The 14,603-nt window shown below is 35.2% G+C and carries 10 protein-coding genes; 1 reads left to right on the forward strand and 9 read right to left on the reverse strand.

Annotated elements, in window-relative coordinates:
• Positions 1-1,205: 1,205 nt before the first annotated feature.
• Positions 1,206-1,382 (forward strand): hypothetical protein, encoded by a 177-nt coding sequence (locus VIO64_RS12980; protein WP_331918860.1) that lies wholly within the window; start codon positions 1,206-1,208, stop codon positions 1,380-1,382.
• Between the two features lie 592 nt (positions 1,383-1,974).
• On the opposite strand, the gene VIO64_RS12985 is transcribed toward VIO64_RS12980, so the two are convergent.
• The 9 genes from VIO64_RS12985 to VIO64_RS13025 form a co-directional block, all read right to left on the reverse strand.
• Entirely contained in the window at positions 1,975-4,260 is a 2,286-nt protein-coding gene (locus VIO64_RS12985) for an ABC transporter permease (RefSeq protein WP_331918862.1), read from the reverse strand.
• On the reverse strand, positions 4,261-4,962 hold the full coding sequence (locus VIO64_RS12990) for an ABC transporter ATP-binding protein (protein ID WP_331918864.1): 702 nt from the start codon (positions 4,960-4,962) through the stop codon (positions 4,261-4,263).
• A 23-nt stretch (positions 4,963-4,985) separates the two neighbouring features.
• Positions 4,986-5,600 (reverse strand): TetR/AcrR family transcriptional regulator, encoded by a 615-nt coding sequence (locus tag VIO64_RS12995; protein ID WP_331918866.1) that lies wholly within the window; start codon positions 5,598-5,600, stop codon positions 4,986-4,988.
• 194 nt (positions 5,601-5,794) lie between these two features.
• A complete protein-coding gene (locus VIO64_RS13000) occupies positions 5,795-7,060 on the reverse strand; it encodes a U32 family peptidase (RefSeq protein ID WP_331918868.1) in 1,266 nt (421 codons plus the stop codon).
• A 41-nt stretch (positions 7,061-7,101) separates the two neighbouring features.
• Positions 7,102-8,133: a SagB/ThcOx family dehydrogenase gene (locus VIO64_RS13005; protein WP_331918874.1), complete on the reverse strand. Its 1,032-nt coding sequence runs from the start codon at positions 8,131-8,133 to the stop codon at positions 7,102-7,104.
• A 43-nt stretch (positions 8,134-8,176) separates the two neighbouring features.
• Positions 8,177-8,884 carry a thioesterase II family protein gene (locus VIO64_RS13010; protein ID WP_331918876.1) on the reverse strand — a complete coding sequence of 236 codons (708 nt, stop codon included), beginning with the start codon at positions 8,882-8,884 and terminating at the stop codon, positions 8,177-8,179.
• Positions 8,885-9,048: 164 nt separating this feature from the next.
• Positions 9,049-10,095 (reverse strand): bifunctional 3-deoxy-7-phosphoheptulonate synthase/chorismate mutase, encoded by a 1,047-nt coding sequence (locus VIO64_RS13015; RefSeq protein WP_331918878.1) that lies wholly within the window; start codon positions 10,093-10,095, stop codon positions 9,049-9,051.
• Positions 10,096-10,122: 27 nt separating this feature from the next.
• Positions 10,123-10,740 (reverse strand): class I SAM-dependent methyltransferase, encoded by a 618-nt coding sequence (locus tag VIO64_RS13020; protein WP_331918880.1) that lies wholly within the window; start codon positions 10,738-10,740, stop codon positions 10,123-10,125.
• A 26-nt stretch (positions 10,741-10,766) separates the two neighbouring features.
• A partial coding sequence (locus tag VIO64_RS13025) for an amino acid adenylation domain-containing protein (RefSeq protein ID WP_331918882.1) occupies positions 10,767-14,603 on the reverse strand: 3,837 nt, incomplete at its 5' end.

Genomic DNA, 14,603 nt, shown 5'->3' on the forward strand with positions numbered 1-14,603 from the left:
TCGTATTAAGGGATATAAACTACTTCCAATCCTTATTAATAGCATTTCAAAGGTGGAAGAGCATGGTAAACAGTCAGCAGGATGAGAAAAATGAAGTGAAACTAAGCTACCGAAATTCTACGGAAGATAGGACAAGCTCTATGCTGCATAAAGTTTTACATTTTACTGCACAAGTCTAGGTTCTTACCTACTGTTATATTATGAAGTCCAGCTTATTACATTTTCAATGTAAGTGCTGCAGGCAACCCCTTTACTGCAGCTTACATCCAGTCAAAGGGAGATCTTATCGCTGACTTGGTAGATGACTCGACCAAGGTTAATTTATTTTTGTTGTCCCAACCAATTGTGCTCCGAGCGTCCTAATGGCATTAATCAAGGTACTATATTAAAGGTTCTAATGGTCCAACCAAATCAGTCTGAGGAAATATCATAACATCTAAACCTGTTCTATTAGCACCATCGCCTCTATGTGTGCTTTTGCAGCAAGATGATACAAATAAGCAAACCCACTTTGTATATTTCTGATAGTTTGCATATTTTACAAAGCTATACAGACTAAAGTACATTGAAGGTAGCAAAACATATTATATTATGATGATGTGAAAGGAGCTACAATTATGTATAACAGGTGCCTATGTCCATATTACATTAACACGCCAATGAATAAATTGCCCAATACAAAAAATACACAAAAAATGTATCCATATACTTATATGCCCGAAACATCAATTTATAATCCCTACCCGAATACAAACCAATGCGTAAGAAATTTTATCTAAACATTAGGAGAAAGGGGTTTTATAGTTCAGGAAGGAAAACTAAAGTATTTAGACGTACTAACACTTGCCAGTGAAGGCAAAACTGATACTGCCTTCGGCAACAATGTCGGAGCACCCTATGCAACTTATATCCTTCCAGCAGCACCAAACCAGGAACCATCTCCTGGGCAGAATCCTCCAAAAGGATACAATCCTGAAGACCCTGATAATTTTACTGCCAATATAGAGTATGTAGCACCAGGAATATACTATAAACTGCGACCTGATGAGGCTATTATATTTATTGGAAAAATACCTCCGTCCGCAGTTTACTTTAGCTTTAGAAGTTATCTTGGCTTTGTTGAAAATAAACCAGTAAAAGACTACAGTGATACTATTACAACAGGGGATGACCACACCGGTTTTTACCACTTTATCGGTGCCAGTATGGGAGATCAAATAAGTAAAAGCAGTATTTGGACTGATAGTACACCCTATGGGAGCCCGGGAAATCCTTTTAACAATTCCACAATTATCATTACCACTGCAGACAGAGGCATAAATTATCAAATGCGTGATGCTCTTGTTAGAGCAGGCTTTAACCCTGGTATCATGAACGGATGACAATATACCTATAAATCTAGTAAATATGGGATTGGAAAGAGGCAAAGATACCTTTTGTTTTGTCATGCGAGCAGCAAAGTTTCAAAATCCTGACATAGTCTAGAATTATATTTATAATCTCGAAAGATATTTTACGGTGTTACGTATTACCCCTAAAAAGCCTTATCCTATAACATCCCCCTGGGCTATACCGGCACTAAAAAAAGAGAACTATGTATTAATGAATTCCAGGTTGTTCCCTGTGCAAGGGATACGCTAGATTACCTGAGAAATAAAATTATTAACAAATTTTTTAATCCAGTACCTTAGCTCATTACGATCCTGATACAATCGAACACTGCACAAATAGGCTACAAAATCATACCAACCGATAACAACCACAAAACCGCCGAATGAATGATATTCCCAATATGGCTTGATGATGAAAAGGAGCTTAGTGACGGTTCTATTGCAAAATTCAAATTCTTTCTTTAGATATAACATTAAATTTGAAATCCCCATTCCATTTACATACAGAACAGGGATTTCTGATAGATATTATCAACATTTGAGATTGCAAAATATACACTTTTTATTATTTGCTGTCTATATATTATTCGACTGATTTTAATGAAGAAACCATATCAATATGCTTAACCTTCATAGATAGAAACAAGCTAACTACCATGGATAATAAGAATGTTGCTGCTATACTCAAAGCCCATGATATTGGCGTGATTTGTGCTATCATATCGGTTTCCTTAGACATTGTAGACAGCATGAACCTTACTAAAATAAAACCAAAAGGCAATCCTCCAATAATACCTACAATTGTTAGCCATATATTTTGTTGAAGCAATAAAACACGAATTTGCTTTGAAAAAAAGCCCAATACTTTTAATGTTGCCAGCTCTCTATTACGTTCTGTAAAGGAAAGCACCCCTAGATTATATAATACTACACTTCCCAAAACAAATGCTGCAATTATCAAAATGACGACAATCATTTGCATACTTTCTAGTAAATCATTAAATGAATCAATCAACTGGTTTTTATCTTGAATACTTTTTATTCCCGCCACTTTTTTTATGTTACTTGATTTTTGAGAGGTCAATAAAGTTGTTTCTAAGTACTTCTGACCAATTTTCGTATAAGCTTTTTCAGACATTGCAATTCCTTGACCCATTGGTGTTCTATAAATAGCTTTAATATCAGACTTCACCCAGTCTTTACTGCCCATTATTCTCCACTCTATAGTATCTCCAATTTTAGCTTTTATTACCTCAGCCATTTTGTATGATATTCCAATTCCTTCTCTAGGCATGACAATCTTTTGTCCATTTTCATTTTCATATATTATCTGATCACCCTCAGATAAAACCGTCAACGCTCCACTTTCATTAATGCTGTTATACCTAATCTGCACTTTAGACTCTTGAATCCACTGTCCTTTATAGGTATTCTTAATATTTTTTAATTCTTCATCTGTTATGGATTTTTGCAAATTAATTTTACTCTCATAAACATTTAGGTCTCCATACATCCATGTGCTTACCCCATTTATCGAATCTTTTAATCCTAGACCAAATAGCAGTAATGCAGCACACCCCATAACTCCTACAACTGCCATGATAGAACGAATCGGGCTTCTAATTAGATCACGTATATTCCATTGTACGGAAAAACCAAACTTATGCCATAACTTGCTCTTCTCTAATCGTGTATGCTTCCCTACTTTTGGAGGCTTAGGCCTTAATGATGAAGCAGGAACCTCTTTCATCTGTTGTCTGCATGCAAAAAAACTGGAAGCACCGCAACACAAAACTGATAGGATTACTGAAACAAATGATGCAGGAGCAATTGCTATTGACCAATTTGGAAGTGAATAAATTGTTTTTTGCATAGTAAACAGTATAGGGGGTATCAGTAATGGACCGACAACCAAACCTATGATACCTCCAATAAATCCAATCCAAACACCATATGATATGTAATGAAAGAAGATTTTTCTTTTAGAAAACCCAAGAGCTTTGAGGATTCCTATCTGAGTCCTTTGATTATTCGTCATTCGTGTCATAGTTGTTAACATAGCTAGTGCTGCTATTAGAAAAAACACTACAGGAAAAACTCCACCCATAGCCTTATTCTGTTCTATTTCAGTATCAAAAGCAACGACACTTGGTTGCATATCCCGTCCTATTACTATGCTATACCTGTCAGAAAAGATATCTTCTATTTGGGGCTTCAAATTTTCGTTGATAATTTTGTCCTCTTTCTCAATTAGAAGCTGATTATAAGGAATCTGTATTCCTTGCGGCAATGCTGCACTCGATAAAAAAGCAAACCCGAAAGTCTTATGATTTGGCACCAGTACACTATTATCCTCAACATTATGAACATACTCTGGATGCATAATCAATCCAAGGATATTCTTTTCAAGCTTCAAACCATTTAACTCAAATTTTAACTTATCTCCTACCCTTAGTCCCCGAGCATTTGCAAAAGAGTCATCAAGCCAAATACCATCTTTAGAAATTTCAAATTCCTCTCCATTAACTAACAAAGGTAAAGAAATTATATTACTCTCAACTATATTTATACGAAGCGTTGGATCATCTTTCATATCCAGTGATGAATCAAATGTCAGTCTTCGTGCCACCGACTTTACACCTGAAATGTTTTTTACCTTGTCTACATCTTCTTTAGTAAAATTGTTACTCTTTACCCAATAGTCTGCAAGCCGCATTTCTTTATAATATTTATCCACTTCCTGCCTCATACCATACCATTCAGCATTCATGCCTGAGTATATAAGTACCCCAAGTATAGCCATTAGGAAAATTGAAATAAACTGTGCTTTCTTTGCTTTCATATCCCTTAACATTTTTCTCAGAAGCATTTACCAATTCACCTCCTCCACAGCTAATGGAGACTTATTGATAATCTGATCGCTAATTTTTCCACTTCTCATTTTAATCACCCGGTCAGCAGCAGGAGCCAATGCAGAATTGTGTGTAACTATCACTACTGTGTGTCCGCTTTCTCTGCTCATCTTTTGTAAAAGGGACAGGATAATCACACCCGTTTCACTATCAAGGGCACCTGTTGGTTCATCGCAAAGAAGCAGCTTCGGATTTTTACATATTGCTCTTGCAATAGAAACACGCTGTTGTTCACCCCCGGAAAGCTGAGCAGGAAATTTGTCAAAATGATCTTTCAGGCCTACTAAAGATAACGTTGTTTTTGGGTCTAATACATCTTTTTTATTCTCTTTTGTTATTGCTACATTTTCATACGCTGTAAGCGAGGGGATAAGATTGTAAAACTGAAATATAAATCCAATCACATCTCTCCTATAAGCTGTTAACCCATTTTCGTCATATTTGGTAATATCTACACCATCAATATAAATTGATCCCTCTGTTGCATGATCCATACCTCCTAGAAGATTTAACACAGTACTTTTACCTGCTCCACTAGGTCCAAGGATAACAACAAACTCGCCCTTGTCAATTTCAAAACTAATACCGTCAACTGCCTTAAATTTAACCGCTCCTACATCATATACCTTGCTGACCTTTTCAAAATTTATTAATGACATTGACTGACTCCACCTTCCTTAAATTAAAAATTAAAATTATATATGTTTTCGTTTATACCTAATATGCGAATTAGCATTAACTTAATTGCTTTAATCCTGTTATTCATTGAATTCTGATCTTCCTTTGGTTGCCGAAATTGATCATACATTCCTCCCACACCCAATACAATAAACTCGGAAATCTCTTGAGGATATGGAACATCAAAGATTTTTTCGTTTATTCCTTGTAAGAGAATATCCTTAACAAGTGGAACAAGATTTTCTATTATTTGCATTTCAATCATATGGTGTATCATTGAATCCTTATTATGGATATAAGTAATCATCTCATTGTTCCAACCGTCATAAGCTAAAAAATTATTCAAAATAATTTCTATTTTCTTAATTGCATTAATATTATTGTTATTTACAACCATAAAAGCATTTTTAGTAATTTTATCAATACTTCGTTTCATAATTGCATTTAATAATTCATCTTTTGATTTAAAATAATAATAAAAGGTACCCTGAGCAATTTTTGTTTCTTTCACTATATTACTAATTGTAGTTTGCTCAAAACCATAATTCAAGAATAAGGTTTGAGCAATATCCAGTATTTCGTTAATTCTTTCATTTCTAGGTTTTACGATTCTTTTCATAACATATCCTTTCTCCTAGACAATTCTTCTTGTACAATTAATACAACTACTATAAAAATAAGCATATAAGTACATCTTATGTCTCAATTTTATTTAATGTCAGAATTATATCATACCGACCGATTGTCAGTCAATTTGCGAGTACATAATTACCATATATAGTTTTATATATGGTAATCCGTAGTTTTACTGTATTATTCAAAAATTTTACTCTCAACTAACCCAGAATTAACACTGTCAGTTTTTAATAACCACTTTTTACGTTCTTCATCGTTGAAAGATATTGCTTTCTCTGCCCATGTTTTGCAGTAGGAACACTTAGTTATTCCACTCGGCTTTGATATTTCTGATCCTTCGCATGTAAACTCATCACATACAAACTTTGTCGTAAACTTTTCCAGAAACCCATCTAACTTTCTATTATCCAAATAAAAATCTGGAAGATTGAATGCATCAAAAAACTTTTTGACTTCATCTATATTGTATCGCCCTGTAATTGCTTTAAAAATAAAAGGCTTTTTATGTACCTTAACAGTCTCAGAAAGCCTTGGCCACACTAATATGTCTAGTAGATTTCCATTATATACTTTTTGTGTATATGCTTTTATTACTTTTGTCAAAAAATCTGTACTTTTTGTTCTATCCAGCAGCTTTATAGAAAAATTGTAGTTTCCTGTTTTCTCACACAAATTTTCATAATGCTTTATATCCTCAGGTCGTATCCATTCAGACGCAATAAGTTGAGTTGGATTTTTAATTTTTTCCGTTGTGCACTTTAGTAAGCAATAGTCGAGGTTTACATGCTTTGAAAAGTGTTTATTCTGGCTTGCATGAGCTTGACTGGTTCCGTGCATTACAGCATAAGGACATGAATGAAGGCATACATTATTTGCAATCAACCTAAGAGACATATTAGAATTCTTGGTATAGTTAAGCATTTTCTCAAGAAGCTCAAAATTTCTATTAATTTTGTGGAACAATGTTAGCTCATCTGCCCCCAGATTGTGCCAATATTCTATATGGTGCAAATCAAATATATATGCATACAATCCAATTGAAACCTTAATATTCGGATATCTCTTTTTAATTAGTTCACACAAATATGGCGAATTTACGGTTACGGCATCTATTCCTATGCTAACCAAGTTGTCAATATAAGAAATTATTTTTTTATGGTATCTGGGACTAAATTCTTTATTCTCCATACACATTGGATTGAGTAGATAATTAAATTTCAGGCCCTTTGAATGGCATAATTCAATATATTCTTTTAGCTCCCTAATGCTAATATCCGGCAAAACCATAGAAGCTCTGCCCCCCCCAAGCAAGTCACTTCTCATTTTTCCAAATACCGATTTAATTGACTTCCCTTTGTCAATCTTTGATATAACTTCAATTAATTTCGGATCAAAGTTGCATCCCAGTGAGTATGGCATGCTAAAATTATTTTTATTCGTCATTTCACTGCACCTCGCATAGTCGTTTAATTTACAATTTTTCTTTAAATATCAGATAAGTCTGAACAAATTTCTGAAGGTTTTAATCCTATTTCAACTGTATGTAGTAATACCTGATTATCATTAAGCCCAAAAAACTTCTTGATCTGATGGAAATTCATGTCTCCGATTGAACAAATGCCAATATCATTTAATTCTCCTACCGTTGTAAGTGTTGATACCATTATTCCTGTATCAATTGCAGAATAAAAATATCCCATTCCTGCATATTTAGGCATTGTCACTTCTGCATTGTATACAAAAAACATTGAGACGGCAGACTCACTGAATATATTTTGATTTGTAAAATAGTGTGCTTCTTTCGGTATCGTACAATCATTGTTTATACTGCAAAGTTCATTGCCAATCGGATTATAATAATATAATCCCCGATCAATATTTTCAACACGGTTTTCCTTTACGTATAAATAAATATCTATGGGGTAAAGCCCTCCTGCACTGGCATAATAATATCTGATATTATCCCCTTGCCTTTCTTGTCTGAGTACTGATAAAAATTGAGAAAACGTAGTAAAACTAATCTTGCGGTTTTGTTCAAAAGAACGATAGGTTCTTCGATTTTTAATAACTTCCGGAAGTTCTGTGCATTCTAATGAAACTGTGTTATTTGCGGCACTTTGGTATCTTCTATTTAATTGCTTATCCTTAAACTTTTTTAATTCTTCTGCATCAAACTTAATATTTTCACTATATACATTTTTAAAAATATAACTTTGGGGATAAAATACTTCCTGTGGAGTAGCAATTGAATGAATCAGTACCCTTTTTTTTATCAAATCATTAACAAAAGCATTTAGCTTTCTACTATCAAATTCATTAAATTCTTTGTTTAGCTTACATAGTTCTATCCCTTTCTGTAAAAGGAAATAGAATTTTGGAAATAATTCTGCAATATCCCCTTTATAGCAAAAAATTTCAATCTTTACTTCTGAACCATTTTTCTCCCATCTAACAGCAGGTGACCAATAATACTTTTTTTCATTTCTCGTTTCATCCAAATTTGAATTAAAGCCCACAGTCCCAATTCCTCCTCATATTTTTTATAAATACTATGAATACTTATTTTTTATTATTTAGAATTTGACTTATCGTACTTACTATCTTTTTTTCGTGTTCGTGAATAAAAAAATGATTGCCTTCAAATTTATAAAAATCACATGACTTTTCTGTATAGAAAGACCATTCTTCGACATCGTGATATTGAGCCAGATTATCATTTGAACCATAAAAAACTGAAATATCAAAACACCACTTTCTTGGTTCTTGTTTGAATTCATATTGCTCAACCATCTTATAATCAGATTTAAGTATCGGTAAAAACAAATTAAATAGCTCTTCGTTATCAGCTACCGCTTTGGGTGTACCTCCCAAGCATAAAATAGCCTTTTTAAACTCATTGTCCGGTAATGTGTGGTATACTTCCTTCCCTTTGATATGGGGAGGAAACCTTCCTGACATAAAAGAATGCACAGGCATTCTTAAATTATGACTAATAATTTTACCTATTAATTGATGAATAATTAAAGTCCCCATGCTATGCCCAAAGAAAGCATATGGGTAATTTTTAATATGATGGGTAATTTCTTCAAAAATATTATTTACTTCATCCTCAATTGAGTTATTTAATGGTTTACTAAACTTTTTCCCACGCCCAGCTAATTCTATTGGTATAACTTCGATATTTTGATCTATATAATTTTTCCATCTGGAATATACCGTTGCAGACCCACCCGCATAGGGTAGGCAAAATAATTTTATTATTTCCATTCCATTCAACCTTCACAAGAATTATTTTAAGTATAACCTTTATATTGCTTTCTCAAGCCGTTCTTCGTTCAACATAAATTCCAATCCTCTTATTTCCTTTTCTAAAGCAGCTATCCTTAAACTCATCAGTTTAGCAGCTGGATCTCTTATTCAAAATAGCCTTATCAAGCTTTTAATATATCTAACATCCTATCAAATTCTAAAGGAGTCAATTGCTGTTTGCTATCTGAAAGTGCTATTTCAGGGTATGGATGAACTTCAACCATCACACCATCCGCACCAGCAGCCAAAACAGCTTTCGCAATCTGATTTACGATATCTTTTCTTCCAAGTGAGTGACTCAAATCAACCAAAATTGGTAAACTTGTTTCAGATTTAATTATAGGTATAGATGATATATCTAATGTGTTTCTTGTTTTCGTTTCAAAAGTACGGATTCCACGTTCACACATTATCAATTTTCTATTTCCTTGTAGTCCAATATATTCTGCTGCATACATGAATTCCTGGATCGTTGCATTCATTCCTCGCTTTAATAGTATGGGCTTCTGAGTCTGACCAGCTTCTTTTAAAAGTTCAAAATTTTGCATGTTTCTTGCCCCAATTTGTAAAACATCTGCATAACAAGCTACCATTTCTACATCTCTAGTGTCAACAACTTCAGTTATTGTAATCAAATCATATGTCTTTCCTATATATGATAATATTTTTAATCCCTCTTCTCTTAATCCTTGGAATTCATATGGAGATGATCTCGGCTTAAAAGCACCACCACGCAGAAACTTGATTGCCCTATTCTTTAAATGTTTTGCGATTATCTCAAGATACTCAGTCTTTTCAACAGCACAAGGCCCTGCTATAATTACAGGTTCCTGTGTCTGTAAGCTAAAAATATCTCGAATATTCAAAAAACCACTCTCATTGCTAGAACTTATAAGCAGTTTGCGTTCCCGGGTTACCCCCATAAATCTCAGCGATGCTGCAAAAATACTTGAAAAAATATCCTTAAGTATATCATTGTATAAAGGACCTTTATTCAATTTTAAAATCATTTCCATCATTTCATTTTCCCGAACAGGATCAAAATAGTTTGTTCCATCTTTCAATTCGCTTATCTCTTTTACGAGACTTGCCCTCTTGTTCAGTAATGACATAATTTCAATGTTTACACTGTCTATCTCCTGTCTTAATTCCTTAATTGACTTTACCATTTAAACCCTTCCCCACTAATAATATAATTATTTTTCAGCTGTACAAAGGTATGCCATCATATTTAGCCTTTTCCAAACTATATTTTTAAATCCGCATTTATCCAGCATATAGGCAAGTTCGTTTTTAGAATAGATCCTTACATCACCCGTTTTCATCATTGGCAAAACCATGTTTGTAACCTGTCTGGCAGGCGTTGGCAGCCAAATCTCGCTAATAATCAGTTTTCCACTTTGTTTAAGTACTCGATACATTTCAGATAATGCTATCTGTGGATTCGGATAATGGTGAAAAGAGTCTGTACATGTTACAAGACTAAACTCATTACTATTCCAAGGGATATTTTCAGAATCTCCCATCTTTAATACTGCTTGTTCTTTTAATTTATGGTTTGCAAATTTCAGCATTTCCGGTGACAAATCAACCCCATGTGCTTTTATTTTATTATCTTTACTCACAATAAGAGCTAATACATCCCCTCTACCACATCCTACATCTAATACCGAATCATATGTATCAATCTTAATCTCATCAAGCACATAATTGTACAAGGACCTTGCATGCTTCCCGAAAAAGGTAGAATGATAATTATCTGCTTGTTTATTAAAAGTCTGAACAGACTGATCCTTATAATCATTCACTCCCACAAAAACACCTCGCTTTCTAACATAAGTTAACAATCCTTTAGAATTGCTTCAACAAGTTTAGCATTTTTCAATGCATATTCTCCATATAACATCTCATCGTGAGTACCAAAGCCCTGGTATTTTTGAAAACCTATACTTGTTGCTTCAGACCATTTGCACATATCTGTTCTCAAGAATGCCTTATACTCTAAGTCTCCAGTAGAGCTTATAAAATGTATTCTCGATGGAATTCTTTCCGAAATCGTTAAAGTGTCTAATACATCAAAATACTTTATTATTCTCTCAGTCATATACCTGTCAAATTGTTCTCTGATACCAACTTTATCCGGGTACATACTCGCCATATGCTCAAGAAGATTCTTTATGTACTCTTCTTTATGTGGAGGCATCACATAGCCTTTCATGCTATCGTTTATATAATATGAATCCAGCAATATTATATCTGAAACCTGATATCCCTTTTCAAAAAGTCCCTTTGCTACCTCAACCGCAATATTTCCACCTGCAGAATGCCCAGCTAGCACAATTGGCTCATTATTTCCCTGTATCTTGGCAATCTCGTCTGCGTAATAGCTTATTATGTCCTCCCTATCAACAAAATCCATTGCATAAAACGAATGACTGTTAATGGATTGTGATAAAGCTCTATATACAAAGCCCATCGTAAGAATTGGGGGAAATGCAAATATGTTTTTGTTCCGCTCGCTATTGAGAAGAACACACACAGCTTCCTTCCCATCATTCTCCTTCTGTATGTATTCAGCAATTAATCTGATAGTTGGCCGTCTAAATACAACCTCAAAGGGCACCTTAATTCCAAACTCTGACTGTATTCTAGCAACAAGTGTTATTACCTTAATTGAATCCAATCCTAAGTCAAAGAAATTCTCATTTACACTTATCCTGTCTTTATCAGCAAGTACCTGACATATTTCAGCAAGTTTAATTTCAACCGTACTGGTAGGTACAATGTATTGAGAACCGCCACCGGAGCATGAGGTATCCGGTTCTGGCAACGCCTTTCTATTAACCTTTCCATTCGGAGTTAGCGGCACTTCATTAATATGCACGAAGTATGATGGAACCATATACTCCGGAAGTTCCACTGAAACATGGTTTTTCAAATCCTGTATGTTAAGCTTTTCTTCACTTACTATGTACGCACAAAGGTATTTCTTGCCATTCTTATCCTTAAGGTCTACAACAACCGCATTTCTTACCGATTCATGTCTTAAAAGACTGCTCTCTATTTCTCCCAGTTCTATCCTGTGACCCCGTATCTTTACCTGATGGTCTTTCCTTCCCAAGAATTCTATATATCCTTCCTTATGCATGACTCCATAATCGCCGGTTTTATATAAATTACCGTATTGTGGATGTACCATAAATGCATTTTTCGTCTTTTCCTCGTCATTCATATAACCCTTGGCCAGCCCTACTCCACCTATGAAAAGTTCCCCCTGTACACCAACAGGACAACACTCCATCTCGTAATTTAATACGTAGAATTCCTGATTGGCCAAAGGTATTCCGTATGGTATGCTTTTCCATTCATTTTTTATATCATTTATAGGATAATATATTGACCATATTGAAGCTTCTGTTGCTCCGCCAAGGCTTATTACATCTGCCATAGGGAACTTATCGCGTACTTTGTCAGGCAACCCCAGAGGTATCCAGTCCCCACTTAACATAACTACTTTTAGAGAATCATTCAAATCATACTGAACAGACATTCCCGAATTATATCCCGCTTGCCAGTATGTAATATCTTCTTCCGCTGATTCCATATTTTCTATAAGCATGTCCATAATGGCAGGTACGGAGTTCCAAAGGGTTATGTTTTCCTTTTTTACAACACCAATGATGTTTCTGATATCTCTTACATCTGGTACCATTACCAGTGTCGCTCCTGACGAAAGAGCACCGAATATATCATACACCGAAAGGTCAAAGCACATTGAAGACAGCCCGATAATTCTATCCTTTTCATCCACGCTGAATTTCTGGTTTATATCTATAATTGTATTTGTAACTGCCCCATGAGTTATTACAACACCCTTAGGTCTCCCGGTGCTTCCTGATGTATAAATTATATATGCAAGATCTTCAGGATTTTCACCCTTTTTTATTTCCTCATGTGGGTAGTTTCTTATCTCTTTTTCAATATATAGCTCAGGCGTAATCATTAGTTTGCAGCAGCTGTTTTCCAGAATATAATTTCTTCTATCCTCAGGGTAGTCAGGGTCCACAGGCACATATGCCCCACCTGCCTTAAGTATTCCCATCAGGTTTACGATGGTTTCTATCCTTCTGGCAGCCAATACCCCCACAAGGTCATTTCGCCCTACCCCACATTCCCTCAGATAGTGTGCCACCTGGTTTGACTTCCGATCAAGTTCCGCATATGAAATACTTTCGTCCTGGAATCTGACCGCTTCCTTATACGGAACGCGTTTTACCTGTTCATTAAACAACCTGGTTAGTGTAGTGGGGGTGATTTCCTCCCGGGTATTATTGTATTCCTTCATCAGCATGATATCTTTATCTTCTGATCTAAGCGATATCTCTTTATTTTCAGGTATTACTTCAAGAAGCTCCCTGTATTGTTTAAACATACTTTCAATAACTTCTTTGTCGAACAGTTCTTCAACATAATCCCATGTTATCAAGAGCTCGCCCTTATTCTCCCAGGCCTGATAGTCCAAATAAACCTGTGATGTCTGGCTTACCCCCATTTTTATTTCTCCCAAATCTCCCAAGTCAACACTTTTCTCGTCCTTATCCATGGAAAACAACATACTGGTAAATACAATCGGCATTACTGCCTTTGTACCCATGTTATTGTACTTTGAAATTTCTCTGATAAACTCTATTCCATCATAATGACGGTGCTCCAATGCCTCCATCAGTGTATCCTGTATTGCCGATGCACTATCCCAAAATGCCATATCCGGCTTCAAGTTGACATCCAACAACATAACTGAGGTAAAGTCACCAATAATACTGTTTACATCCTTATGAAATGGATATCGGTTGAAAACCGTCAGGTTAACGGCCAAGTGAGGTTGATTACTCCAAAATGCAAGCACCTTTGCAAATGCTGTACAAAGAAGGGCTGACGGTGTTATACTTTTCTCTTGTGCTTTTCTTTTGATTAAATCCCACTCACTTTTTTCAAAGACCTTGCTGCATCTCTTGAAATGAGGCTGGGATACATTTGACGGATCGGTCTTTAAGGGAAGAGCAGGGGAAGCCGGAAAGTCCCCAAGCTTTTCAAGCCAGTATGCTTTATCTTTCTCGTACATCTCGCTTTTCTTCAATTCCTCATAAGCCTTTACATAATCCCTGAAAGAAAACTCAAGTTCCGGTGCTTCGATTCCCGGATTGTTGTAATAATCCAGTATCTCTTTTATTAAAATTCTTGTACTTGTCCCATCCGATATCAATAAATCAAATCCAACAAAAAGATAGTGTGTCTCATCAGAAAGCTGCAATGCTTTAAATTCAAATAACGGCCATTCATCCGTTTTAAATACGTAATGAGACATCCTCTCTCTTTCTTTCAATATTTCTTCCTGTTGCTCATCCTTGCTCATATTACGAATATCTCTTATGTTTATCTTATACTCAGGTACTTCTTCGAGTATTTTCTGCTCACCGTTAGGCATAATTATAGCCCTTAACATATGCTGACGCTCTATAGCTTTAACCAGCCCCTTGTTTAGCTTTTCCATATCCATAACGGTTTCTATTTCATAATACCCGTGGGTTGATACCCCCCCCATCTCAAGGCCGCTGTTTCTTCCCATAAAATATGCCATCTGTACTTCTGTTAATGGAAATGTCTCATATAGATTTTC

The organism is Pseudobacteroides sp., assembly GCF_036567765.1.
Classification (GTDB): domain Bacteria; phylum Bacillota; class Clostridia; order Acetivibrionales; family DSM-2933; genus Pseudobacteroides.

Coding starts and splice junctions, on each gene's coding strand:
- VIO64_RS12980 (WP_331918860.1), top strand. CDS start 1,206: ATGGGAGATCAAATAAGTAAAAGCAGTATTTGGACTGATAGTACACCC.
- VIO64_RS12985 (WP_331918862.1), bottom strand. CDS start 4,260: ATGCTTCTGAGAAAAATGTTAAGGGATATGAAAGCAAAGAAAGCACAG.
- VIO64_RS12990 (WP_331918864.1), bottom strand. CDS start 4,962: ATGTCATTAATAAATTTTGAAAAGGTCAGCAAGGTATATGATGTAGGA.
- VIO64_RS12995 (WP_331918866.1), bottom strand. CDS start 5,600: ATGAAAAGAATCGTAAAACCTAGAAATGAAAGAATTAACGAAATACTG.
- VIO64_RS13000 (WP_331918868.1), bottom strand. CDS start 7,060: ATGACGAATAAAAATAATTTTAGCATGCCATACTCACTGGGATGCAAC.
- VIO64_RS13010 (WP_331918876.1), bottom strand. CDS start 8,884: ATGGAAATAATAAAATTATTTTGCCTACCCTATGCGGGTGGGTCTGCA.
- VIO64_RS13015 (WP_331918878.1), bottom strand. CDS start 10,095: ATGGTAAAGTCAATTAAGGAATTAAGACAGGAGATAGACAGTGTAAAC.